The following is a 24746-nucleotide window of genomic DNA, read 5'->3' as shown; positions in this document are numbered from 1 at the left end:
TACCAATTCCCCCGGCACTAGGCCGCCGGCCGTAGCTGGCGGCGATACAGGAAGTCCAGCACCGCGCCGCGGTATTCGTGGTACCTGGCGTCGTTGGCCAGCGCCAGGCGTTCGCGCGGGCGCGGCAGGTCCACATTGAGGATTTCGCCGATGGTCGCGGCTGGGCCGTTGGTCATCATCACGATACGGTCGGACAGCAACACCGCCTCGTCGACATCGTGCGTCACCATCACCACCGTGCTGTGGGTTTCCGCCGTGATTTTCATCAGCTCGTCCTGGAGATGGGCGCGGGTGAGCGCATCCAGCGCGCCAAACGGCTCGTCCAGCAGCAGCACCTTGGGCTGCATGGAGAGCGCGCGGGCGATGCCAACGCGCTGCTTCATGCCGCCGGAAATCTCGTGCGGATGCTTGTGCTCGGCATGCGTCAGCCCCACCAGCGCCAGCGCCTCGTGGGTACGCTTCTTGAGGTTGGCGCGGCTCTCGCTCTGGCCAAACACGCGCTCCACGGCGAGATGGACATTTTCGAAGCAGGTCAGCCACGGCAGCAGGCTATGGTTCTGGAACACCACCCCGCGCTCCGGGCCGGGACCGGCGATTTCGCGCCCGGCGCACAGCATCGCGCCGTCACTGGGCAGGGTCAGTCCCGCCACCAGGTTCAGCAGGGTGGACTTGCCGCAGCCGGAGTGGCCGATCAGCGCGATGAACTCGCCCTGGGCAATGTTGAGATTGATGTCGCGCAGCGCCACGAATGGGCCTTTCCTGGTGTTGAAGACCTGGCGCACGTTTTCGATTTGGACGTATTTTTCCATGATTTTCTCCTTGGAGGTGAGGCGGGAGGGGTTAGGGGTGAGGCGAAAAAACAGGTGCGCGGTAGATTTTGACTTTCCGCCTCACCCCTCACGCCTTACCCCTCACCTCACTCGTAACTGAACCGTTTAGCCAGCAGAACCAGCGCCTGTTCCAGCAGCAGCCCGACGATGCCGACGATGAAGATGGCGATGATGATGTGTTCGACGTTGAGATTATTCCATTCGTCCCACACCCAGAAACCGATGCCGACGCCGCCGGTGAGCATTTCCGCCGCCACGATCACCAGCCAGGCCACGCCGATGGAAAGGCGGATGCCGGTCATCATGTAGGGCAGCACGGCGGGAAACAGGATCTTGGTGAAGATCTTCCATTCGGACAGGTTCAGCACCTTGGCCACGTTCATGTAGTCCTGGGGAATGCGGTTCACGCCCACGGCGGTGTTGATGATCATCGGCCAGATGGCGGAGATGAAAATCACCCAGACTGCCGCCGGGTTGGCCGCCTTGAACACCAGCAGGCCGATCGGCAGCCATGCCAGCGGTGAAACCGGGCGCAACAGGCTGATGATGGGCGACATCATGGCGCTGAGGAACTGGAAGCGCCCAATCATGAAACCCAGCGGAATGCCGATCAGCGCCGCCATGCCGAAGCCGATGGCCACGCGCTGCAGGGAGGCCAGGATATTCCAGCCGATACCCTGGTCATTGGGGCCATTGCTGTAGAACGGGTCGCTGAACAAGGCGACGGCTGAATCCCAGGTCTTGAGCGGGCCGGGCAGTTGCGGGCTGGTCTGGGACACCAGCGCCCACAGGCCGATGAACAGCGCCAGGCCCAGCACCGGTGGAACCAGCCACTTGATAACCTCCCCAGCCATTTGCCCAATCCTGCCGGGCTTGCTTGCGCCAGGCCCGGTTTTCTCGACAGACGCAACGGCTGCGAGGGATTTGCCTGTCACCACGGTCTCCGGATCTGACATGATTTCTTTCATACTTTCATTTGTTATCTGGATCGCACTCATTTTGAATCTCCTTTTACAGGCACATCAGCCGGCCACCCGGCTCACTGCGCCGGGTGGCCGGAACTTTCACGCCGGGGCGTAAGCGGCCTGTTTCATGGCGGATGACAGCGTGCCGTAGGCTTCCACCCAGGCATCCTTGACCGCCGGGGTGAACTGCTCGCCCAGCCCCTTGCCCAGCGTCCAGATCAGCGCGCTGCCCACGGTGTCGTAATGCGCTTCTGTCACGCCGTAAGCGACATGGCCGCGCCCCAGATCTTCAATTCTTTCCAGAAGGGGGCCGAGATTGTCCAGGCTGTTGACGACGGTGTTGATCATCGCCATGAGCTTGCGTCCTTGCTCGACCATATCGCCCCTGAACATGCCGCGCAGGGAGGGGTCGAGCTCGAACAGCTGGCCATAGAACAACTGCGCCGCCGTGTCCTTGATCGGAAGAACCTGTTGCCAGCTGCTGCGCACCAGTGCAATTTTTTCGGTTTTCATGATGAATTCCTTTCAAAATTATCGAGAATGATTACGCCTTGACCTTGAACCCGGCGGCGTAGGCTTTCGGGTCCTTGCCGTCCCACACCGTGCCGTCGATCATCTTGCTGCTGCGCATGACGTCTTTCGGAATCGGCGTCCTGGTCTGTGTCGCGGCCTGTTTGTAGAGTTCAATCTGGTTGACCTTTTTGGCCACAGCCAGGTAATCCGGGTCTTCCTTGAGCAGGCCCCAGCGCTTGTGCTGGGTGAGGAACCACATGCCGTCCGAGAGGTAGGGGAAGTTCACCGTGCCTTCGTTGTAGAACTTCATGTAATTGGCGTCCTGCCATTTCCTGCCGTTGCCGTTGTCGTACTGGCCCAGCATACGATCCTCGATGGAATCGAAGTCGGTATTGACGTAGGACTTTTCGGCGATGATCTTGGCCACGCCGGAACGGTTTTTCATGTCGTCGATGTATTTGGACGCATCGAGGATGGCCATGATCATGGCGCGCGCGGTGTTGGGGTATTTCGCCACCCATTCCGCCGTGGTGCCGAGCACTTTTTCCGGGTGATCCTTCCAGATTTCCTGGGTGGTGGCAGCGGTGAAACCCACGTTGTCGCGGATGGCGCGCGCGTGCCACGGCTCGCCCACGCAGTAGCCGTCCATGTTGCCGACGCGCATGTTGGCGATCATCTGCGGCGGCGGCACGGTGATGTTCTTGACCTCGGTGAAGGGATTCACGCCGTAGCTGGCCAGCCAGTAATACAGCCACATGGCGTGGGTGCCGGTAGGAAATGTCTGGGCGAAGGTGTATTCGCGCGGCTCCTTCTTGATCAGAGCTGCCAGGCTGGTGCCATCCACCGCGCCCTTGGCCTTGAGCTGGTTGGAAAGGGTAATGCCCTGGCCGTTATGGTTGAGGTTCATGAGTACCGCCATGTCCTTCTTCGGCCCGCCGATGCCCATCTGCACGCCGTAGACCAGGCCATACAGCACGTGGGCGGCATCCAGTTCGCCGTTGGTAATCTTGTCGCGCACGCCAGCCCAGGAGGCCTCCTTGCTGGGCACAATCTTGATGCCGTATTTCTTGTCGAAGCCCATCACCGAAGCGATCACCACCGAGGCGCAATCGGTCAGGGGAATGAAGCCGACTTTCACCTCGGTTTTTTCCGGTGCATCGGACCCAGCCGCCCAGGCACCACTGCGAATTGCCGGATCGACCATGGCCATCAAGGCCCCCGCACCCAATAAAGTTGCACCTTTTTTCATGAAATCTCTCCGGCTGCTTTTGAAATCTTCACTCATGGCTTTCTCCTGGATAAAAAAAACAAAACAAAAAAGGCGTCACATCCGCGAGAGAAATGTCTCCCGCGAATGGACGCCTTTGTCCTTGCTCCGATCGGCTTTGACCGGATTATTTGAATCTTTCTTACAACCCGCCGTTGGGTCGTTGTTTTTTACTTAAGCACTAAGCATGCCAGATTAATGTCACGCCAGTAAATCTGCTACGGAAATCACATTGGCCGCTACTTCAGACAGGCGCAAACCTTTGTCCATGGCCGTTTTACGCAAAGCCTGATAAGCCTCGTCCTCAGACCAGCCGCGCTGTTTCATCAAAATTCCCTTGGCGCGATCCACATCCTTGCGCTCCATAAGCTTGCTTTCTGCTTTTTCCAGATCTGCCCGCATCGCCTGAAACTCGTTGAATCGCGCAATCGCCACGTCCATGATCGGCCGCAAACGCTCGCTCTTCAGGCCATCCACGACATAAGCACTAACCCCGGCTCGGATGGCTGCGCGGATCTTGTCACTATCGTTATCGTGGGTAAACATCACGATCGGGCGCGGCTGATCACGCTTGATAACACAGAGGTTTTCCAGCGTATCGCGGTCCGGCGATTCCGTGTCGAGTATGATCAGATCGGGGTTAAGTTCGGCCACCAGTCCAGGTAGATCGGCGGTGGAAGAGACATGAGCAACAATCTTGCAGCCTGCTTCCTGCAAGGCATTCTTGAGCATCGCCGCGCGTTCGAAGGTTTCATCCACCAGCAGGACACGAAGCGGAAATTCAGATGGAGTGGCGGAGGTTTTCATATCCCGCCAGCAACGCAATTCTCATGCCATGGCAGGCAACTCGTTGATCCTGATAAAAATCAGCTTAGATATGGGGAAGAGACAAATAAGCGCTGAAATATGGGCGCACCAAAATCGGGCACGATTTCCGGCTGATGCGCCAAACCTGCACAGATTTCAGGCGACGTTGCGCCGTTCGAGAACAGCTTGCGCCAAGGTACCGCTATCCACGTGTTCCAGTTCCCCGCCGACCGGCAGGCCGCGCGCAATACGGGTGACCTTGATGCCGCGCGGAGTGAGCAGTTCACTGATGTAATGAGCGGTCGCCTCGCCTTCGACAGTGAAATTGGTGGCAAGGATCACTTCCTGCACGATGCCATCGGCCGCGCGGCGCACCAGGCGGTCGAGGTGAATTTCACGCGGGCCAACGCCATCCAGGGGTGACAGCCGCCCCATGAGCACGAAATACAGGCCGCGGTAGCAATGCGCCTGCTCCATCATCATCAGGTCCGCCGGCATTTCCACCACGCACAACAGGCTGTCGTCGCGCTTGGGCGAAAGGCACAGATCGCAGACTTCGACTTCGCTGAAACTGTTGCATTTCTCGCAGTGGCGGATGGTTTCCAGCGCGTGGGTCAGCGCATGCGCCAGCCGCCCGGCACCGGCCTGATCGCGCTGCAACAGGTGATAAGCCATGCGCTGGGCGGATTTAGGGCCGACACCCGGCAGGCAGCGCAGGGATTCGATGAGATGGTCTAGGCTGGAAGGGGTTTTCATTTTGGGGTGAGGGGTGAGGGGTGAGGGGTGAGGGGTGAGGGGAACGAAGATTTTACGCCTCACCTCTCACCCCTCACCCCTCACGATGCCTGCATCAGAACGGCAGCTTGAAGCCTGGCGGCAGGTTCAGTCCGCTGGTAAAGCCGGACATTTTCTCCTGGCTGGTCTGTTCCACGCGGCGCACGGCGTCGTTGACCGCCGCAGCTATCAGATCTTCCAGCATTTCCTTGTCTTCGGTCATCAGGCTGTCGTCGATGCTGACGCGCTTGATGTCGTGGCGGCAGTTCATGACGATTTTCACCATGCCGGCACCTGCCTGGCCTTCGACTTCTACAGAAGCCAATTGCTCCTGCATCTTTTTCATGTTGTCCTGCATTTGCTGGGCCTGTTTCATCAGACCGCCTATGCCGCCTTTCATCATGGTTTTCTCCTACTAATCAATGGGTTTAATGGTTGATTCAATGATCTGCGCATCGAAATTATCGACCAGATCACGCACGAAAGGGTCCTGTTCGATGGCGGCAATGGCCTCCGCCTGGCGCGCCTGTTTTTCCTGGTGATCCAGTTTCGCCGGAGTCAGCCCGGTCACGCTGCCAAGGGAAATATTCAAAAACACCGAGACGCCGGCAAAATCATCCAGCGCCGCCTTGAGCTTATCCTGGTAGGCCTTTTCCATCAGGTGCTTGTGCTCTTCAGGCACGCACAGCTCGATGCGTTGTCCATCATAGCTTTTGAGCTCGCAATGCTGTGCCAGCATTTTGGCCATGCCGCCCAGCCCGAGCTTCACCACCAAGCCCGGCCAATCACCATCGAAGGGTTTGCCTGCTGCCTCAGTGGCTGGCGGGGCGGGCATCACAGGAGCCGGGGCTGGCTCCTGAACTTTAAGAGGGGGAGGCGGCGCTTCCGGCTGCGGCACCACGGCGGCCGCTGGTGCCGGCTTGACTGTTTTCCTGGCCGCCGCTGCTTCATGTTTTGCGGGCCGCTCCCCTGCTGGCGGCGCATCCAGCGTAAAGGCCAGCATGCGCAGCAACGCCATGCTGAAGCCGGCGAACTCATCCGGCGCCAGGCCCAGATCCTTGCGCCCGTGAAGCGTGATCTGGTAATGGAGTTGCACCTCTTCCGGGCTGAAGCGTTGCGCCAGTTCGAGAATGCGCTGGCGCTCCGGAATATCCTCGCTCAAGGCCTGTGGCACCGTCTGGGCCAGGGCAATCTGGTGCAGCAAGGCCCCCAGATCCTGCAGCGCGGCATCATAAGATAGGCTGCGCTCTTCCATCTGCTCTGCAAGCGCAATCAAGCCGGCGCCATCCGCATCCGCCAGCCGCTCCAGCAGGGTAAACAGGTAACTCTGGTCAATCGCGCCCAGCATGGCGCGCACCTGCGCCTCTTCGACCTTGCCCCCGCCATAGGCGATGGACTGGTCAAGCAGGGACAGCGCATCGCGCATGCTGCCCTGCGCGGAGCGCGCCAGCAATTGCAGGGCAGGCACATCGAATGCCAGGGATTCGCGCTCCAGTACATCCTTGAGATGGCCGACGATGGCGGCGGGCGGCATCTGCTTGAGGTTGAATTGCAGGCAACGCGACAGCACCGTGACCGGAATTTTCTGCGGGTCGGTGGTGGCGAGGATGAACTTGACGTGCTCCGGCGGCTCTTCAAGCGTTTTCAGCATGGAATTGAAGGCCGCCTTGGAGAGCATGTGCACTTCGTCTATCAGGTAAACCTTGAAGCGCCCCGCCGTGGGCGCGTACTGCGCGTTGTCCAGCACCTCGCGCATATTGTCGATACCGGTATTCGAGGCCGCATCCAGTTCCAGCAGATCGATAAAACGCCCGGAATCGATTTCGCGGCAGGTGGCGCAAGTGCCGCAGGGCCTGGAGGTGATGCCGGTTTCGCAGTTGAGCGACTTGGCCAGGATGCGCGCCACGGTGGTCTTGCCCACGCCGCGCGTACCGGTCAGCAGATAGGCATGGTGCAGACGCTGCTGGTCGAGCGCATTGGAAAGCGCCTTCACCACGTGCTCCTGCCCAACCAGCTCGGTGAAGGATTTGGGCCGCCATTTGCGTGCCAGGACTTGATAACTCATAGGCCGGAATTGTATCAGAAACACCCAGCCATGCTTGAAACAGGGAATACCTGCCACGATAAGCAGCCAATAAATTCAGATGCAGGAAGAATGGCCCTTGATTAACCTGGCAATCGCACTTAAAACTATTTAATTTGGTATATGATGCCCAATATTACAACGCGTTATACCCAAGCTGTTACGGCCATGGCATTGAGTTCAGAAGCAGTTCGGATGCATTGAAAACTCGGCCTTGCTGCTCATCCCCGCAGAGTGATATCGCATTGACAAACCGACTTAGGGAATAAAAACATGCCTGATCCCATACAAAAACCAATAAGAATCACCTTCATCCTGTTAAGCGCCGCCCTGCTCATGGGTAGCCTGACCGCCTGCGGCAAGTCACAAACTCCCCAGGCGCTGGTCGCCGAGGCTGAGCAGCTTCAGCAAAAAGGCGACATCAAGGCTGCCATCATCCAGCTCAAGAATGCCTTGCAACAGAACCCGGATGATCCCAAGGCTCGTTATCTCCTTGGTGAGATATACCTCAAAACAGAAGATCCAAAATCTGCCGAAAAGGAACTCCGCAAGGCCTTGAGCCTGGGCATGAGCGCCGCCAATGTGCAAGCTGCCCTGGCAAAGGCCTTGCTCTCCCAGGGCCAGTTCCAGCAAGTTCTGGACGAAACGAAACAGGTTCAGGGAGATAAGGAATCTGCCGAAATATCAAGTTTGCGTGGCAATGCCTACCTGGCTTTGGGCAAAGGCAAGGAAGCCAGAGAATCGTTTGAGCAAGCACTGAAGAGCAAACCTGACTATCCGGACGCGCTTATCGGCCTGGCCAGACATTCGCTCACGGAGGGAAATATCGACGCCGCGGTACAATTCTCCGAACAGGCCGTCAGCAAAAACCCGCAGGACACCAATGCCTGGCTTTTCAAGGGCGACTTGCTGCGTGCGCAGGGGAAAGCCGAACCGGCTCACGCCGCCTATGACCAGGTTTTGAAATTGCAACCAGGTAACAAATACGCGCATATCAACAAAGCCTATCTGGAAATTGCGACAGGGAAATTCGATGCCGCCAAGGCAAATATCGAAGCAGCACGCAAGACAGCGCCAAATAATCTGATCGTTCTCTATACCCAGGCATTGCTCGATTCCCGCCAGGGCAAGCCTGAGGCCGCACTGGAATCCCTGCAGCAAATCCTGCGTGCAGCGCCAGAACACATGCCCAGCATCCTGCTGGCTGGTGCGGTGCAATTCTCGCTGGGTTCGATGCCACAAGCCGAACAACACCTGAAAAAATACCTGGGAGAGAATCCCGGCAATCTTTATGCCCTCAAGCTGCTGGCGTCTACTCTGATGAAAAGCCGCCAGACACAGCAAGCAATCGATGTGCTGTCCCCGGCGCTTGAAGCCGCGCCACAGGATGCGCAACTGTTCGCCCTCGCGGGTGAGTTGTATATGCAGGCTGGAGAATTCAGCAAGGCAACGGATTATTTTTCAAAGGCCAGTGCACTTGCACCAAAATCTGCAAGCCTCCATTCAGCCATTGGCATGAGCAAGCTGGCGCAGGGCGAAAACGAACGCGCCGTGGCCGAAATGGAAACAGCAGTAAAAATGGATGCAAAATCGCCCAAGGCAGGCACCCTGCTGACCTTGACCCATCTTCGCCTCAAGGAGTACGACAAAGCCCTTGCCGCGGCGAAATCCTTTGAAAAAGAACAACCTGACAATCCTCTGCCCTACAACCTGAAAGGCGCGGCCTATCTGGGCAAGAAAGATTTGCCCAATGCGCGTGCAAGCTTTGAAAAAGCCCTTTCCATCCAGCCATCCAATTTTCCGGCGGTGATGAGCCTTGTCCAGCTTGACTTGCAGGAAAAGAAACCGGATGCTGCAAAAAAACGCCTTGAGGCCGCTCTCGAAAAAGACCAGAAAAACGTTCCGATCATGACCGCACTGGCCAATCTTGCTCTTTCCCAAAAGCAGATCAAGGAAGCCACAACCTGGCTGGAAAAATCAAGCCAGGAAAACCCGGACGCCATTCAGCCAGCTACGACACTGGCGGCCCATTATCTGCGCATCGATGAAAAAACGAAGGCGCTTGCTCTGGCCAAGAAATTTCAGGGCTCCAACCCAAGCAGCCCGGAAGTTCAAGACATGCTGGCGCAGGCCCAGTTTGCCAACGGCGACAAGCCGGGTGCATTGGAAACTTACAACCGGCTCGCCGCCCTGAAACCGGACTCAGCCCCTGTACAGTTACGTATCGCTTCCATTCACATGGCAATGCAGAACCAGACGGAGGCATCGAACGCCCTGAAAAAAGCCCTTGAATTGCGCCCTGATTATCTGGAAGCGCAATTGGCCTTGGCCACACTGGAGAGCGGTCAAGGAAAACACGAGCAAGCCCTTGCAATTGCCCGGCAGATTCAAAAGAAAAGTGCAAAATCACCGGCAGGTTTCGAGCTGGAAGGTAATATTCTGATGGCGCAAAAGAAGCCTGATCTTGCGGCGAAAGCCTTCGAGCAGGCACTCGCTATCGGCAAGGCTGGCCAGATCATGGTGAAGCTGCATATCGCCCTCGATCAGTCCGGCAAAGGCAAGGTCGCAGACGCCCGCTTGACCCAATGGCTGAAAGAACACCCTGCCGATATTCAAACCCGCATGCACCAGGCAGGAATCCACCTCGCCAACAAGCAGAACAAAGCAGCCATCGATCAATATCAAACTGTGCTGCGGCAGAATCCAAACCACGTTCCGGCACTTAACAACCTGGCCTGGCTTTACCATCAGGAGAAAGATCCGAGAGCCGTGGAGCATGCCGAGAAGGCCAATCAACTAGCGCCTGATAGCCCGGCGATACTTGATACCCTCGGTTGGATCCTGGTGGAAAAAGGTGACGTGGCACGCGGCCTGCCGCTCCTGCAAAAGGCAAGCAATCTAGCCCCGGAAGCGGCAGAAATCCGTTATCATTTCGCAGTTGGGTTGGTAAAATCAGGCGACAAGATCAAGGCACGCAAAGAGTTGGAGCAACTCCTGGCCAAGGAGAAAACGTTCCCCCGGATTGAGGAAGTAAAAGCCTTGTTGAAGCAATTGTAATCAGCGGCCCAATATGTCCCAGATCATGCAGGAATGGTAAAGGCCAAGTTTTCCCGTCATGGTTCAGGCTGTAGCGGGGATCACATTGTAAAGGGTGGACTGGTGACAACTCTTCACCATGACATGAGAAAAAAAGAAACCAGCGAAACCAGGCTGAGGAACTCGAACATATTATGAGTACTGGTTCCTACCACTTCGAAACACTGAAAGACGCTGACTTCCAGGCCGAGCGGTTACGCCAGCAAGCCCAGGCGGTTCGCGGCCTGGAGACAGATATACTGCGCTCAGCCGGCATTCAGCCTGGGCACGATGTGCTTGAATTGGGCTGTGGTCCCGGTTTTGTCTCCGACCTGCTAGCCGAACTGGCACCAGATGGCAGCCTGACTGTCGTGGAACCAAGCCCCATATTGCTGGCTCAGGTGGCGAACAATGTTCACAGCAAACCTGCCCGAGGCTTATTTCAGATTCAGGCGTATGGAGACCGCTTGCCAATCCCTGACAGCAGCATTGACTTCTCCTACTCGCGTTTTGTGCTTCAGCACATTCCCCGGCCAGAAACCGTAATTTCCGAAATGCACCGGGTCATGCGCCCCGGCGGCCGCTTCTGTGCTGTTGATTCTGATGATGGCCTGGTTGTTTTCTATCCCGAGGACCCACGCGTCAGTCAACTTCTTCGAACAGCCCAGACAACCCAGGCTGAAAAGGGAGGAGATCGTTTCATGGGCCGTAAACTGCCGAACTTGATGGCCGAAGCGGGATTCGTCAACGTCAGGAGCCGCATCCTGGCCCTCACCAGCAGTGAACTGCCATTCAACGTGCTGTTCAATATCCTTCTCGGTTACAAGGCATCCCTGCTGGGCGACGCCATTGACATCAAGCAACTATTCCAGGATCTATCCGAGCAAGTGGCGAGTGGCCGCCAATTGGTCGCTGGTGGTGTATTCATCGTTACAGGTGAAAAATCATGAATTATGTTCAGACTGAGGGGCTCAGTATGGAAACCGGTTATTTCCATGTCGATGAAGTCGTGCCGGGAACGCGCGCCTATGAACTTTATCTCGAATTTCGTTATGAGGTTTTTTGCAAGGAACTCCATCGCGTCATTCCTCCATCCTGCCCTTTATCCAGCACTGGCCAGCCCATGGAGACTGACCAATATGACCAGTACAGCCGCCATTTCATGTCTTACCACAAAGCTTCAGGCAACCCCGCCGCTTCAGTTCGCGTGATTTTCCCCAGCAGCATTGGCCTGAATGTCACCCCCAGATACATCATTGAACACCCCCTCCCCTACCCTGGTGCAATGGATGACAATATCGGTGAAATCTCCCGCATGGCCATCGCTCCGCAGTACCGGCGCCGCCAGGAAGACCGGAACAAACCCTTTCAGGGTGATCCCGAATCTGAAATGAGCAGGCTTCCTGATAACCACCGCCATCACCAGCCGGAGCTGGTCCTGGGCATGTACCGGGAGATATACCTGGTGTGCAAGCAGAATGGCATTGATTTCTGCATGGCCGCCATGGAAAACCGCTTCAGCCGGCTTCTCAAAACACTGGGGTTCCCCTGGGTGTCGGTTGGCCCCATCAATGAAAGCGTCGAACCACCCAGGCGGGCCTACCTGATCAGCGCAGTTGAAATGGAACACAGCCTGAGTCAGAAGGAAACATGTATCCTCAGCTTCCTGCAAGCACAAGAAGCATGCAATACATCCGCTCCAAATACTGCCGTCAGGAACAACATCGGTAAGCAGTAGAATGGATGGCCCGTAGCAAACCTCGCCCAGGAGGTTCTGCCAAATTACTTTTATGTAACGAAGCCAGAATCAATTTGTTTTAAAATTGGTTAAAGGTAAACACATAAAAGACGCAGCATTTAATTGATATCACACACAATCTACGGTCATATCGGACTGTGTTTCAAGCACACTGACCGTTCCTCCCGGCACGCCCCTTCATCAATTGGTCAAGCGGCTGTATTTAAAGCACATATCGCGGGGAAATCCGGTGCTCGCGGAGAATAAATTCGAGTATTTGATTGTAAGCCCGGGTACGCAGGCATACCGGGATTACCTTGCCCTGCGGCACCATGTTTTCCGTGCGGAACTGAGTCGCTTGCCCAATCCGGATAACACCCAGATGGAAAGCGATACGTACGACACGCACAGTTTGCACGTGCTTTGCCGCTCCACGGAAACGGGCACTGCAGTAGGTTGCTCTCGTCTAATCCTGCCCAGCACCGAAGGCCTGAGCATTTTCACCCGTTACTCGATTTCACTTATGACGGCCATTTCTCCAAGGCAGATCGGAGAAATCGGCCGACTGGCCATCACCAGCGAATTACGCCGCTACCGGGGCGAACTTTCAAGCGCCGGGCTGCATCACTCCCCACCCAGGCGATCACGTCACACAAACCCGATGGACAAACAGGACGGCCCACTCGTGGCTTTGGGCTTGTATCGCGAGATTTTCAATCTCGCCCGCAAACATGGCATCACAAATTGCTACGCCGCGATGGAACCTTCGCTGGCACGATTACTGGCACGGATCGGCTTCCCATTTCAGATGGCCGGCCCACTCAACACGATGGTTCACCCCCCGCGAAAGCCCTATTTCATCGGTGCCAATGCGATTCAAAAAACCATGTCCGACCTTGATAACTGTCTGTCGCAGTTCATGTTCGGGAAATAAACTGCCCGTTTTTGCTGGCCATTGCTCAAACCCCGGCTCTTGTTGCTTCTTCGGGAAGCGCCCATAAAAAAACCGCGCAGAAAACTGCGCGGTTTTTTTAGTTCCGGTTCTGCTTAAACAGCTTTTTTACTGCGGCGGCTCAAACCCAGGCCCAGCAGGCCCAAACCCATCAGAGCGATACTGGCTGGCTCAGGAATGAACTCTACACTGCCATTCAGTACTGAGGTCCTCGCATATGTTCCATCAGCCTGAAGCGCTGGAACACCACCTTTATCCAGATTGGTATCGATACGTGCATTAATTGCAACAACCTGTGTTGACCAGTCAACAGCCGGCGGGAAGTACCACACACCAGGAGCGGCATAGCCCACTGTAGCGTAGATGTTGAAATTGCCAATCGTGCCGTCACTATTAAACACATTCAGCGTCAGCAGCTTGACATCGTTGACGCCATCAAGATCGGCATCGCCCCAGAGATCAATGGTTCCGGAAGTGTAATGAGCCAGAATGGCGCTTGGGCTAAGCATCGCAACTACCACGCCAGCCATATCGTTATAAGCGAAATTCAATGCGTGCGTAAAATTAACGCCCTCATTCGCCTGGGCTCCAATCAGGTTTATACCGCTTAACAGATAGCCGCCAACGGTGCCTACTCCGCTGTCGACGACTGTGTCGCCAAGATCCACGCCATTTGCATCAAGGTCAGTGTAGACAGAGTTCGCAGCCCAGTTCACCTGCATTTCATCCATGATCGCAGTATATCCATTTGTACCAGCGGCAGGAGTCGTATCCCAGGCGTTTACATTTTGATAGAAAAGATCCGCAGAGGCCGTACCCGAAGCGCAAGCCATGCAAATGGCCAACGCACCAGCAAGTTTTGTGAGTTTCATTATGTTCTCCTTGAGATATTCAGAACTCGTTAATCATTCAGGCTTATTTCACCTTGCCATGTACTAAGCACATAGCATGCCAGAATAATATATTCATTTGTACCAATGACTTGGCGTTTATTTATAATACCTGGCCGCGCAGTGTGTAAGATTTATCGACAAGATTTTTTGTGTGAGATTTAAGACATCCACATATCTCATGCAGCAAGGCAGGGCAAGACTCTTGCATTTCTCATTTCCACGAGTAAAGATGTACCAATCCCCCCTGCTATTTATCCATTAAGAGGCCTTCGATGACTGAGTTTGATTATGACAGTGCATTCAGCCGCAATCTTGGAATCGTCAGCTCAAACGAACATGCGCGGCTGCGGCAATCCACCGTGGCGATTGCCGGGATGGGTGGCGTGGGAGGGGATTATCTCATCAGCCTGGTGCGCGCCGGGGTGGGCGGGTTCCACATTGCCGAGTTTGACGAATTCGAACAGGCCAACTTCAACCGTCAGTATGGCGCCAACACCCGTACGCTGGGCCGCCGCAAGATTGAGGTGATGCTGGAATATGCCCTGGAGATCAACCCTGAGCTACGTGTAAAGATTTTCGACAAAGGCATCGATGCGGATAATATCGATGCCTTTCTGGCGGGGGTGGATCTGGTCGTGGACGGGATAGATGTATTCGCCGTTGACATGCACCCGCTGCTGATCAATTCGGCCACCGCACGGGGGCTTGTTACCGTGGCAGCGGTACCGCTGGGGCTGGGAGCGGGGGTATTGGCATTTGGGCCGGGAGGCATGTCCTATGACAATTACTTTGCCATCTCACCGCAGATGAGCGAGGAGGAAAAGATCATCCAGTTCGCCCTGGGCTTTGCCCCGGAGATGCATCACCTCAAATATCTTGACCCTAAATCAATCAACCTGAAGGCCCGCAAGGGTCCGAGTTCGATTGCCGGCTGCAAGCTGTGCGCGGGCTTCATTACCACCCAGACGGTACTTGGCTTGCTGCATCCGCAAGAGTTGGAATTGGTTCCCTGGTACACCTACCTGGATGCCCGCCTCAACCGCTTCCATCATCGCCGGCTATGGTGGGGCAACCGCAATCCCGTTCAGCGATTGAAGAGTTTTGTGGCGAAGAAGCGGCTGGAGAAAGCCAGCGGGTAAACATGAAATTTGATGCGTCACGGAAAGCAGTCCATTCCATGCGCATTTCATTACTGGAAATATCTCGTGTACTGTAAAATTTGGTGCCGGACTTGAATCTTTACGCCAGCGCGAGGAAATAAAGGGAAAGATGAACTGTCCAGAACCTGCGGCAATCGGCCTGAAAACAATGCGGCATGCCCTATTGATATTCTCCAGCCTGTTTCTGGCTGCTTCAGCGTGGGCCGATGCCGCCGGAGATCAATTGGCCCAGCGTGTCTATGACCGGCCCAACGGCAAGGATGCCACTTCCGCATTGACCATGACGCTTACCGAGAAAGGCCGCAACCCACGTATCCGCAAGATGATCACCTACCGCAAGGATGAAAAGGGGAGCGAAGTAGCCACGCTCATCCGCTTTACCGAACCGGCGGACATTGAAGGGACCGGTTTGCTGACCATTGATCCCGCCGACGGTGATTCCAGTCAGTGGATTTATCTGCCCGCCATGGAGCGGGTACGCCGGATCGACTCCAATCGCAAAGGCGGCCGGTTTGTCAATTCAGATTACTATTATGAAGACTTGCGCGATCGCAAGGTAAATATGGACGCGCATCGCGTCATTGGCCGGGAAAACCTTGGGGGCATCGCCTGTGAGATGCTGGAAAGCACCCCGCTCAAGCTTGGCAATTCAGTCTATGCCAGGCGGATCAGCTGGATCGATACAGCGACCTTGATTCCATTGCGCATCGATTTCTTCGAAAAGAAGGAAGATCAGCCCAGCAAACGCTTGCTGGTAACGAAACGTGAAAAAATCCAGGGGTACTGGACGGCGATGGACAGCACGCTGACTGACCTGGACAACGAACATCAAACTCGCCTGACCGTGGAAAAGATCCTTTACGATCGCCGTTTGCCAACACGCTTGTTTACCAAGCAGTTGTTGGAAGACGAGAGCATTGAAGAGGCTTACCGCCCATGATTTTGGCGCATACTTTGTAGCGTTTCAATATTTCTAGGACAGCGACATGACGCGTTTCATAGCAGGTTTGGCAGGCATTTCTCTTGCACTTGGAGTCGCCTCATTGGGCTATGCCTCTGATGAGCAAAGTCTGGATGATGGGCCGAAGCTCGGCACTGCCAAGAAAAATCCCCGCAGCAAAGCGGCCAAGGACGGCGTCAAGATCAAGATAGACGATCTGCGTGCAGAACTGGGGGCTTTTACCGATAACCCTGCTGCGTCGAGCGACACCCTGTTGCATGGCGCTATCAGTGCGAATGGCAAGTCTGGAGAGTGGGAATATGTGCTGGGTGCCCGCTTTGATGCTTATGGACAATCCGGCACCCCCGGCTTTTCCGGAGCAAAACTGGATTACACGGAAAATTACCTGCGCTGGCGCGGTGAGGATGCACGCATCACGGTGGGCACGCAGAATGTGCTATGGGGCCGGGTGGATGAGATATCTCCGATCGACCGCATGAGCCGGGTTGATCTTTCCCGCATCATTCTGGATAAGCTGCCAGAACGCCGCCGCGCCGTGCCGGCCGTGAGGATGGAGCACTTTGCGGGCGACGCCAAGATCGATGCGGTATGGCTTCCGGCGTTCGAATCTGCCGTGCTTCCCGATGAGAACAGTGTCTGGAACCCTCTGGATACGGTCAATGGCCGCCTGCTTGGCATTGGCAGCGTACCGGGCATCATCGGCGCCCAGGTGCGCGAGGAAAAGTATGGTAGCGGCGGTGGCGGCATTCGCTTTACCAATTCCGGCGGCGCGCTCGACTATGGCTTCAGCCTGCAGAGAGTACGCCAATCGCAGCCCTATTACCGGGTGTCGCCCGGCATGCTGACGGGCGTCCACCCCTTCAGCTGGATAGCCGGCGGCGAACTGGAAACTCAAAAAGGGGGCGCGACATGGCGCATGGAGGCGGCCTGGAGCAGCGATGTGCCCGTGACCACCAGTACATTCCAGTTCCAGACCGAGCAGGCATTTGATCTGGTGCTGGGCACCGAGTTCTTCCCCGGCGATGGCGAGACCCGTGCCACCTTGCAGCTGGCAGGCCACAAGACCTTCACCGATGAGCCGATCCTGGACCGGGATGAATTCTACAATTTCAACGGCGAACTTGAGCACACCTTTGCATCAGGAAACTGGCGCGCCAATCTGCGTTTTTCGGTCGGACTTGATAAACGCGATTTTTATTTGAACCCCAAACTTTCCTATCTGGGCATCGACCAGCATGAAATCTATCTGGCTGCGCATCTGTTCAGCGGCGCAACGCAGACCCTGGGTGGTTATTACGAGAAAAACGACCTGATCGCACTGGGTTGGCAGGCTAAGTTCTGATTATTCATGAGCGACTGTGACTGACGCCTTCAAAATGATGCCAGCTTGAGCATGCTAAAAATCACCATGGATGACTTTCTCAGAAAGCTGATGCAACCCAGGCTGCTCAGCCTGAAGACTGCCATCAGTTTAATCGTGCTTATTCACCTGGTGGCCGGCGCCTTCCTGCTGCGCCTGGAATTCAATAACGCACCCGAGCTATATTTTCCCAAGGACTCCCCTGCCTCTGTTCTGGAGAGACAATTACGCGCGGAATTTCCAAGCGATGAAATACTCATCGGCCTCTTCACCGGAAGCGATCTGTATTCAAAGGAGTTTCTTGCGGCAATTGACCGGGTCAGCCAGCGCATGGAAAAAATCCCGGATGTGGAGCGGGTTTTTTCCGTCACCAATGTCGACCATATCGCCAGCAGTGCGGACGGTTTCACGGTCGAACGCCTGATAGATCCGGAAAAACTGGATGACACCACTGCGGAAGAACGCAAAGCCCATGTCATGCAGGACCGCTTCATACCCGGCTGGCTGGCATCGAAGGACGGCTCTTCCCTGGCGCTCATCGTGCGCACAAAAAAACTTGAAGAAAGCCGCCAGCGCACGGCAATTGAAGCAGCTTTTCACGCGGCGGTGAAGGCAGAAAAACTGGCGGAAAAATTGGTTGCGGTGGCCGGCCCGGTCGCGCTGGACGCAGCCGAAATGCGCTCCATGCTGCATGACAGCATCCTGTTTACACCCCTGGTGGTGCTTCTGGGCCTGCTGTTGCTGCTGTGGGTCGTGGGGCGCCTCCCGCCGGTCATCATCGGTGCAGTGGCCATGAGCACCGTGACGGTCAGCTGCGTCGCGCTGATTTCGGCCATGGGAAAACCCTACACATTGGTCACGGCCATGGTTCCCACCCTGCTCTCCGCCTACACGATAGGCAACATGCTGCATCTGTATGCGGCTTTGCAACGCATGCGCAAAGCAGGATTCCGCAGCCCCAAGCGCGTTATCTTCGCCATGCAGTTCATGCACAAACCCGCTCTATTCAACATGCTCAGCACTGCGGCAGGCATGATCAGCCTGGTTCTGGTGCCCATTCCGCCGATTCAGGTTTTCGGCGTGGTCAGCGCCTTTGGCACCTTGATGATTTACCTGGTGGTGATCTATCTGGTGCCCCCCCTGCTGGTTAAATATGATCGTGGCCATTGGCCGAAAAAGAGTAGCGGCCTTGCCTGGACCAAACGCATCTCTTATGGCATTGCCAGCTTTGGCATGCGCCATGCCGCCTGGGTTGCGGCTGGAATCGCCCTGTTAGCGGTCCTGGCCACCCCGCAAATCTTCAAGGTGCAAACCGAGTCTGACCTGCTCAAATTTTTCGACGCATCCCACCCGCTTACAAAATCCACACAAATGATCGAAGAACGCCTGGTAGGCGTCACTGCATTGGAAATTGTCGTCGATGGCCCAGGCCGGGATGCATTCAAGGATGCAGACCGTCTGAAACTGCTCAAATCCGTGCAGGAATGGGCGGAAACACTGCCGGAAGTTGACCGCACCCTGTCGATGATGGACATCGTGGAAGAAATGAACTGGGCTTTCAGCGGTGAGGAGGCGTCTGCCCGCACGCTCCCGCACAACAATAAATTGCTCAGCCAGTTGCTGCTGATTTACGACGGCAGGGATTTGCAGGAACTGGTCAACAACGAATACCAGCGCACCCGCATCCTGCTCAATGTGAATGTGCATGGCGCCAATGCCATCCAGGCCGTGATAGAAAAGATCGAAGCACGCCTGGCAAAAATCGAGGCGCCTGGCATCACCTGGCAAATTGCCGGTAGCGGCCGCCTGTTCTCGGATCAGGAAGACCTCCTGGTAGTCGGCCAGCAACACAGTTTCATGGGCGCATTCGGCCAGATTTTCCTGATCATGCTTTTTCTTTGGCGCTCGGTTCCAGCCGCTGTCATCAGCATGCTGCCCAACCTGGCCCCTCTCGTTTTCATTTTTGTCGTAATGGGTTCAACGGGCATTCACCTGGACATGGCCACAGTCCTGATCGCCAGCGTAGTGCTCGGCATCACAGTGGACGACACCATCCACTTCTTTCACAACTACCTTGAGCGCCGGCACAAAGGCCGCGGCGTCGTTTTCTCCCTTGCGCGCAGCTTTGAAGCATCCGGACGCGCCGTGGTTGCCATCTCGATCCTGCTGGTAGCCCAGTTCATGTTGCTGGTCAGCTCAAGTTTCCAGCCAACTTCTCATTTCGGCCTGCTCACCTCCGCTGGCCTGCTGGCCGGGCAATTATTGGAACTGCTCCTGCTGCCGGCACTGATTGTGCTCTGGAGCCGTTTGAAGATTCGCCATCGGCTGGCGGCGGTTTAAACAGATTATCCATTTACCCGGATGACCGTCGTGCCTGAAATTCAAATTACCCGGAAGCCGCATTCGAACCCGCCGGCTCAGCACGATCGGATTTCCGGCCCTGAAAAACCGGATCGCACCCGGATGCGTTACATCCTGCTGTTACCTGCATTCGCGTATACAGCCTTTGTCATTTACGGCAGCCTGGTTCCGCTGCAATTCCAGCAGCACCCGTGGGAAGAAGCCTGGGCGCTTTTTCGTAACATTCGCTACCTTAATCTGGGGATTGGATCCCGCGCCGACTGGGTGGCAAACATTCTGCTGTTCATACCCCTGGCATTTATCTGGCTGTCCGTGTTGTGGCACGGAAAAAACATTTTCTGGCGGATTGCCGCAACCCTCTTCGTGCTTGCGGCCTGCGCGAGCCTAAGTATTGGCATCGAGTTTACCCAGATCTTTTTCCCGCCCCGCACCGTTTCGCTGAACGATATTTACGCAGAAACCCTCGGTGCCTTTATAGGCGTCTCTCTTTGGTGGGTAATCGGGGCAGCTGTGACCCGATGGTATTTGGGCTGGCGAGCCGTCAAAGGAGCAATGGATCTCGCCCAACGGCTTCTCTACGGCTACCTGTTTCTGTTGTTCGGCTATAACCTCCTGCCGCTGGATCTGACCATCAGCCCGGTAGAGATCTATCACAAGTGGCATGAAGGGCGAATTGTCTTCATTCCCTTCACCAACGGACAGGCCGGGCTTGCACAACGATTCTACGGCTTTCTCACGGATGTGTTGATATGGGTTCCAGCCGGTGTACTGGCGAGCCTTACCGCCAGACACAATGCAAAACGAATCTGGCTCGAACTGACTGCCGCGGCGGCCATGATCGAGTTTCTCCAGATTTTTGTTTACACCCGCGTCACAGACACTACCGACATTCTCACCGGCAGTTTGGGTTCTGCTATCGGGATATGGCTGGCTATTCGATGGCGAGCCGAAGAACCTGCTGTAAAACAGGCAAAAGTAGCGGGCAACCCCAGCGGATTAATCGCAGGGATACTCCTCTGGCTAGCCCTGATATTTGCCGTGTTCTGGTATCCCTTCGATTTTCGAACTGATGGGGCGTTCTTGCACAGCCGGCTTACCGAGGCAACAACCCGGATACCTCTTGCCATCTATTACTTCGGCACTGAATACCGGGCAGTGACTGAAGTATTGCACAAGATCGGGTTCTTTTTTCCGCTGGGTATACTGCTCGCCTTGCTTGCGGGCAGAATCCGCTCCGGGCCCCCCTCTCTCTGGAAGATGGCCGCCTTGGCAAGCGCAGGTATCGTTGCTGGCTCAGTGGAAGTAGGCCAGCTATTCCTGCCCGGCAAATTCGCCGACCTGACTGACTGGGTATTGGAAATGGCAGGGGGTTGGGCAGGCTGCGCACTCACATGGCGAATTATGTCCATGCGTCACCTGCGAGTACGAACTGCACCTGCCATATCGGCACCTCGCCATAGTCCATGGTTGTTTGCAGGAGGATTAGTGCTGGGGCTTGCTTTGCTGCTCCTGGCTGCAACGTATATCCCTGCGGTACCCTACAACGTACGCAAACTGATCGGACAAGAGCACCCCGTCTTGTCTTCCCTGGCCCTCGCGTGCGCTGTTGCATGGATATTTGGCTTCCCGGCCTGGGCAGCCAAATATCTGACAACAGGCTCGCAACGGCCTGAATATCTGCCCGCCTATCTGCTGCTTCACGGTCTCGTCGCCTGGTTTCTGCTGCGCATGTCAGCGCCCCTCGAAATGATCCATAAAATCGTCGGCTCGCCCATTCTGGACTGGCCTTGGGAATGGGAGTCGATCGGACGTTTTGTCAGCTTGTTCGCGCTCTGGTCTGTGGTTTCATTTGGGGCAGGATTTATCACATTGCGATCCTGGCTGCCTAAAGCAGGTGGCTTTATCTGGGCATGGTCAGTCGCTACGCTGGCCTTGTTGCCGGTTATCTATGTCGTGGTAATTCGCTACGCTGCAACAGACAATCTGACCGAGCTTCTTGCCGGGGGCGGAACACCAATGACATTTCTGTGGGTCACGGCCGGTTTGTTCATGCTTGCCCTGGCAGGCGCTCAACTGGCCGGTGCGCTCGGCTCCGGCATGCGTTCAGGCACCATGCGAGGAGTACTATGGAGTATTGTCTCGTTTCCTCTGGCTTACCTCGCTCTGCACGCTGGCTTTGAACCCTACATCATCAAATACGGCCAAGTATTTTCCGCTTTCCAGTTTCTTTTGAGCCAGGACAGGGCTCACTATGCAACACCCATGGAACTGCTACTGCGCTATGGGTTCGCACATGGGATATTGCTTTTCGCTATTGCTGCCAGCCAGGCACCATTCCTGGGCCACAACGCATGCGAGTCAAAACAACCCAGCACCAGAACCGAAAAGCCCTCACGATTTAAAAGACCCATTGCCTGAAAAACCGGCGGCTCAGCCTTCAGCAACCCGCTTGGCGATGTGTTCCAGCGCGGCATCCACATCATCGATCAGAATCAGGCACAGATCCCCGGCGCACAGCCGCGCCAGGGCGGTGTCGATGGCCAGAAATTCGCCACGGACTTCCTCGATTGCCTTGGTGCGGCTGGAATTTTCCAGGCCCTGACGCAGAAGCGCCAGCACCTCGCCGTCGGCACGGCCGCGCTGGCACTGATCCTGATAGAGGATCACTTCATCGAAGGCTTCACCCAGAATCCGGGTCTGGTCGCGGATATCCTCATCACGCCGGTCACCCGCGCCGCTGATCACCACCACCCGCTTTTCGGACGGCATGTGGCCGATTGCCTTGACCAGCGCCTGAATGGCATCGGGATTGTGTCCGTAGTCGGCGATCAGGGTCGCGCCGCGGTAGTCGAAGAGATTGAAACGACCCGGCGCGGTGGCCGCATCGCTGATGAAGGTCGCCATGCCAGCGTGGACGATCTCCCAGTCCAGCCCCAGTGCCCAGGCGGCGGCGGTGGCCGCCATGGCGTTCTCGACCTGGAAACCGATGGTGCCGTTGCGGGTAAGCGGGATCTGCGCCAGGGGAATGCGATGCTCGAAGCTGCCTTCGGTTGCCACGATGTCCTTGCCGTCCACAAACACCACGCGCAGTCCGCGCGCGCGCTGGGTGGCCATGACCGGATGATGCGGGTCGCTGGTGAAAAAAGTCACCGACCCCGGGCAGGAATCCGCCATCTTGACCACGATCGGGTCCGCTGCGTTGAGAACCGCGACGCCGCTGGCAGCCACATTCTCGACGATGACCCGCTTGACCACGGCCAGATCCTCGACGGTGCTGATATAGCTGAGGCCAAGGTGATCCCCCATGCCGATATTGGTGACCACCGCCACATTGCAGCGATCGAAAGCCAAACCCTCGCGCAGCACGCCGCCGCGCGCGGTTTCCAGCACGGCAGCATCGACGTTGGGATGGAGCAGCACGGTGCGTGCGCTCTTGGGGCCGCTGCAATCGCCGGTATCGATGCGTTTTCCCTCGATATAGACGCCATCCGAGTTGGTCATGCCGACGCGCAGCCCTTTCTGGCCCAGCAGGTGCGAAATCAGGCGCACGGTAGTGGTTTTGCCATTGGTTCCGGCCACCGTAACCACGGGAATGCGGCCATCCTCCCCCTCACCGAACATATTGGCAATAATCGCCTCGCCGACCGCCCGTCCCTTGCCAAACGAGGGCGCGATGTGCATGCGCAGACCGGGCGCCGCGTTGACTTCGATGACGGCTCCGCCCTGCTCTTCGAGCGACCGGTGAACGCCATCGCACACCATGTCTATGCCACAGATATCGAGGCCGATCATCTGTGCCGCAGCCACGGCACGTACAGCCAGATCGGGGTGGACATCGTCTGTCACATCGGTGGCCGAACCGCCCGTGCTCAGGTTGGCATTGTTGCGCAACAACACGCGCGCGCCCTTGGGTGGCACCGCATCCGCGTCGTAGCCCTGGGTGGCGAGCGTTGCCAGGGCGATATCGTCAAAGCGGATCTTGGTCAGTGATGTTGCATGCCCCTCGCCGCGCTGCGGGTCACTGTTGACCTGCTCCACCAGTTCGCGAACGGTATGAACATCATCGCCGATCACATGGGGAGGATCGCGACGAGCCGCAGCCACAAGATGGTTCCCCACCACCAGCAGACGGAAGTCGTAGCCGGGCACATAACGCTCGACCATGATGTCCGAGCTGATTTCAGACGAAGCCGCATAGGCAGCCAGAACCCGTTCGCGGGTCTCCACGTTGACCGCTACCCCTTTGCCCTGATTGCCGTCACGCGGCTTGACCACCACCGGGCCGCCGATTTCACAGGCGGCTGCCCAGGCATCCTCGGCATCGGACACCGGACGGCCTTGCGGAACGGGCACCCCGGCCGCATCGAGCAGCATCTTGGTCAGTTCCTTGTCCTGCGCGATGGCTTCCGAAATGGCGCTGGTGCGGTCGGTCTCGGCCGCCTGGATGCGGCGCTGGCGGCTGCCCCAGCCGAACTGCACCATGCTGCCGGAGGTCAGGCGCCGGCTGGGAATCCCGCGCGCATGCGCGGCCTGAACAATGGCGCCGGTGCTGGGGCCGAGCCGCTCGTCCTCGTCCAGTTCACGCAGGCGCGCCAATGCAGCGTCAAGATCAAAGGGGGAATCCGCTGCTGCCGCGCGGCAAAGCTCTTGCGCCAGATCGAACGCGAGCCGTGCCACTTTCTCCTCGCTATATTCAACCACGACCTGGAATACGCCCTCCTCGGTCGTCGTTGCGGTGCGGCTGAATGTGACCGGGCAACCTGCCTGCACCTGCAGGCCAAGAGTGGCGAGCGTCAGTGCATGCGCCATCGAGATCGCCTCTTCATGGCCCGCTGGCTGCAGGGAGCCAATTTCCGGGAAACGCGCGCGCAATCTGAGTTCGAAGCCAGACATATTCTCAATCAGGCACTCACTGCACGAGACGATGGCCTCAATCGCAGTCCGCTTGCTCCACAGGTTGGGGCCGCGCAGTGCCCGGATACGTGATACTTCCATGAATGGTTTCCT

At 56.7% G+C, this 24746-nt stretch carries 19 protein-coding genes; 9 read left to right on the top strand and 10 right to left on the bottom strand.

Annotated features, from left to right (window positions below; genetic code table 11):
* Nucleotides 1-17: 17 nt before the first annotated feature.
* The 8 genes from WC392_13290 to dnaX form a co-directional block, all read right to left on the bottom strand.
* Complete coding sequence (locus WC392_13290; GenBank protein MFA5243338.1) at nucleotides 18-809, bottom strand: ABC transporter ATP-binding protein; 792 nt, start codon at nucleotides 807-809, stop codon at nucleotides 18-20.
* 107 nt (nucleotides 810-916) lie between these two features.
* Nucleotides 917-1828: a nitrate ABC transporter permease gene (gene ntrB / locus WC392_13285; GenBank protein ID MFA5243337.1), complete on the bottom strand. Its 912-nt coding sequence runs from the start codon at nucleotides 1826-1828 to the stop codon at nucleotides 917-919.
* 66 nt (nucleotides 1829-1894) lie between these two features.
* Nucleotides 1895-2308 (bottom strand): globin family protein, encoded by a 414-nt coding sequence (locus WC392_13280; GenBank protein MFA5243336.1) that lies wholly within the window; start codon nucleotides 2306-2308, stop codon nucleotides 1895-1897.
* 31 nt (nucleotides 2309-2339) lie between these two features.
* Nucleotides 2340-3593, bottom strand: coding sequence for a CmpA/NrtA family ABC transporter substrate-binding protein (locus WC392_13275; protein ID MFA5243335.1), 1254 nt, complete (start codon nucleotides 3591-3593; stop codon nucleotides 2340-2342).
* Between the two features lie 183 nt (nucleotides 3594-3776).
* A complete protein-coding gene (locus WC392_13270) occupies nucleotides 3777-4382 on the bottom strand; it encodes an ANTAR domain-containing protein (GenBank protein ID MFA5243334.1) in 606 nt (201 codons plus the stop codon).
* Between the two features lie 156 nt (nucleotides 4383-4538).
* Complete coding sequence (gene recR / locus WC392_13265; protein ID MFA5243333.1) at nucleotides 4539-5138, bottom strand: recombination mediator RecR; 600 nt, start codon at nucleotides 5136-5138, stop codon at nucleotides 4539-4541.
* A gap of 94 nt (nucleotides 5139-5232) precedes the next feature.
* Nucleotides 5233-5556: a YbaB/EbfC family nucleoid-associated protein gene (locus WC392_13260; GenBank protein MFA5243332.1), complete on the bottom strand. Its 324-nt coding sequence runs from the start codon at nucleotides 5554-5556 to the stop codon at nucleotides 5233-5235.
* Nucleotides 5557-5571: 15 nt separating this feature from the next.
* Nucleotides 5572-7221, bottom strand: coding sequence for a DNA polymerase III subunit gamma/tau (dnaX, locus tag WC392_13255; protein MFA5243331.1), 1650 nt, complete (start codon nucleotides 7219-7221; stop codon nucleotides 5572-5574).
* A 291-nt stretch (nucleotides 7222-7512) separates the two neighbouring features.
* Here dnaX and prsT point away from each other — a divergent pair, with 291 nt between their 5' ends.
* The 4 genes from prsT to WC392_13235 all read left to right on the top strand — a co-directional run bounded on the left by prsT (nucleotide 7513) and on the right by WC392_13235 (nucleotide 12986).
* The gene (gene prsT / locus WC392_13250) at nucleotides 7513-10296 is read left to right on the top strand and encodes an XrtA/PEP-CTERM system TPR-repeat protein PrsT (protein ID MFA5243330.1); all 2784 of its coding nucleotides are present in this window, start codon (nucleotides 7513-7515) and stop codon (nucleotides 10294-10296) included.
* 173 nt (nucleotides 10297-10469) lie between these two features.
* On the top strand, nucleotides 10470-11264 hold the full coding sequence (locus WC392_13245; GenBank protein ID MFA5243329.1) for a methyltransferase domain-containing protein: 795 nt from the start codon (nucleotides 10470-10472) through the stop codon (nucleotides 11262-11264).
* Nucleotides 11261-12052, top strand: coding sequence for a GNAT family N-acyltransferase (locus WC392_13240; GenBank protein ID MFA5243328.1), 792 nt, complete (start codon nucleotides 11261-11263; stop codon nucleotides 12050-12052). Before WC392_13245 ends, WC392_13240 begins: the two co-directional genes overlap by 4 nt.
* Before the next feature lie 250 nt (nucleotides 12053-12302).
* The gene (locus tag WC392_13235; GenBank protein MFA5243327.1) at nucleotides 12303-12986 is read left to right on the top strand and encodes a PEP-CTERM/exosortase system-associated acyltransferase; all 684 of its coding nucleotides are present in this window, start codon (nucleotides 12303-12305) and stop codon (nucleotides 12984-12986) included.
* Between the two features lie 113 nt (nucleotides 12987-13099).
* On the opposite strand, the gene WC392_13230 is transcribed toward WC392_13235, so the two are convergent.
* The gene (locus WC392_13230) at nucleotides 13100-13876 is read right to left on the bottom strand and encodes a PEP-CTERM sorting domain-containing protein (GenBank protein ID MFA5243326.1); all 777 of its coding nucleotides are present in this window, start codon (nucleotides 13874-13876) and stop codon (nucleotides 13100-13102) included.
* Between the two features lie 293 nt (nucleotides 13877-14169).
* Here WC392_13230 and WC392_13225 point away from each other — a divergent pair, with 293 nt between their 5' ends.
* From WC392_13225 to WC392_13205, 5 genes are all read left to right on the top strand, one after another.
* Complete coding sequence (locus tag WC392_13225) at nucleotides 14170-15036, top strand: ThiF family adenylyltransferase (GenBank protein ID MFA5243325.1); 867 nt, start codon at nucleotides 14170-14172, stop codon at nucleotides 15034-15036.
* A gap of 130 nt (nucleotides 15037-15166) precedes the next feature.
* Nucleotides 15167-15997 (top strand): outer membrane lipoprotein-sorting protein, encoded by an 831-nt coding sequence (locus tag WC392_13220; GenBank protein MFA5243324.1) that lies wholly within the window; start codon nucleotides 15167-15169, stop codon nucleotides 15995-15997.
* 46 nt (nucleotides 15998-16043) lie between these two features.
* Nucleotides 16044-17360, top strand: a complete 1317-nt coding sequence (locus tag WC392_13215; protein ID MFA5243323.1) for a hypothetical protein — start codon at nucleotides 16044-16046, stop codon at nucleotides 17358-17360.
* 51 nt (nucleotides 17361-17411) lie between these two features.
* Entirely contained in the window at nucleotides 17412-19718 is a 2307-nt protein-coding gene (locus WC392_13210; GenBank protein ID MFA5243322.1) for an MMPL family transporter, read from the top strand.
* 30 nt (nucleotides 19719-19748) lie between these two features.
* Nucleotides 19749-22157 (top strand): VanZ family protein, encoded by a 2409-nt coding sequence (locus WC392_13205; protein ID MFA5243321.1) that lies wholly within the window; start codon nucleotides 19749-19751, stop codon nucleotides 22155-22157.
* 12 nt (nucleotides 22158-22169) lie between these two features.
* Here the strand turns inward: WC392_13205 and cphA are convergent, their stop codons facing one another.
* Nucleotides 22170-24734, bottom strand: a complete 2565-nt coding sequence (gene cphA, locus WC392_13200) for a cyanophycin synthetase (GenBank protein ID MFA5243320.1) — start codon at nucleotides 24732-24734, stop codon at nucleotides 22170-22172.
* Nucleotides 24735-24746: the final 12 nt, after the last annotated feature.

Source organism: Sulfuricella sp., from assembly GCA_041651995.1.
GTDB lineage: Bacteria > Pseudomonadota > Gammaproteobacteria > Burkholderiales > Sulfuricellaceae > Sulfurimicrobium.
Note: the sequence above shows the minus strand (reverse complement) of the source record. Positions and strands in the feature narration are given on the sequence as shown.

What these genes read in the sequence shown, in the direction of transcription:
- WC392_13240 (MFA5243328.1), top strand. Translation starts at nt 11,261, where the DNA reads ATGAATTATGTTCAGACTGAGGGGCTCAGTATGGAAACCGGTTATTTC.
- WC392_13230 (MFA5243326.1), bottom strand. Translation starts at nt 13,876, where the DNA reads ATGAAACTCACAAAACTTGCTGGTGCGTTGGCCATTTGCATGGCTTGC.
- WC392_13220 (MFA5243324.1), top strand. Translation starts at nt 15,167, where the DNA reads ATGAACTGTCCAGAACCTGCGGCAATCGGCCTGAAAACAATGCGGCAT.
- WC392_13280 (MFA5243336.1), bottom strand. Translation starts at nt 2,308, where the DNA reads ATGAAAACCGAAAAAATTGCACTGGTGCGCAGCAGCTGGCAACAGGTT.
- WC392_13275 (MFA5243335.1), bottom strand. Translation starts at nt 3,593, where the DNA reads ATGAGTGAAGATTTCAAAAGCAGCCGGAGAGATTTCATGAAAAAAGGT.
- ntrB (MFA5243337.1), bottom strand. Translation starts at nt 1,828, where the DNA reads ATGAGTGCGATCCAGATAACAAATGAAAGTATGAAAGAAATCATGTCA.
- WC392_13245 (MFA5243329.1), top strand. Translation starts at nt 10,470, where the DNA reads ATGAGTACTGGTTCCTACCACTTCGAAACACTGAAAGACGCTGACTTC.
- WC392_13210 (MFA5243322.1), top strand. Translation starts at nt 17,412, where the DNA reads ATGCTAAAAATCACCATGGATGACTTTCTCAGAAAGCTGATGCAACCC.
- WC392_13290 (MFA5243338.1), bottom strand. Translation starts at nt 809, where the DNA reads ATGGAAAAATACGTCCAAATCGAAAACGTGCGCCAGGTCTTCAACACC.
- prsT (MFA5243330.1), top strand. Translation starts at nt 7,513, where the DNA reads ATGCCTGATCCCATACAAAAACCAATAAGAATCACCTTCATCCTGTTA.
- dnaX (MFA5243331.1), bottom strand. Translation starts at nt 7,221, where the DNA reads ATGAGTTATCAAGTCCTGGCACGCAAATGGCGGCCCAAATCCTTCACC.
- WC392_13225 (MFA5243325.1), top strand. Translation starts at nt 14,170, where the DNA reads ATGACTGAGTTTGATTATGACAGTGCATTCAGCCGCAATCTTGGAATC.
- recR (MFA5243333.1), bottom strand. Translation starts at nt 5,138, where the DNA reads ATGAAAACCCCTTCCAGCCTAGACCATCTCATCGAATCCCTGCGCTGC.
- cphA (MFA5243320.1), bottom strand. Translation starts at nt 24,734, where the DNA reads ATGGAAGTATCACGTATCCGGGCACTGCGCGGCCCCAACCTGTGGAGC.
- WC392_13215 (MFA5243323.1), top strand. Translation starts at nt 16,044, where the DNA reads ATGACGCGTTTCATAGCAGGTTTGGCAGGCATTTCTCTTGCACTTGGA.
- WC392_13260 (MFA5243332.1), bottom strand. Translation starts at nt 5,556, where the DNA reads ATGAAAGGCGGCATAGGCGGTCTGATGAAACAGGCCCAGCAAATGCAG.
- WC392_13270 (MFA5243334.1), bottom strand. Translation starts at nt 4,382, where the DNA reads ATGAAAACCTCCGCCACTCCATCTGAATTTCCGCTTCGTGTCCTGCTG.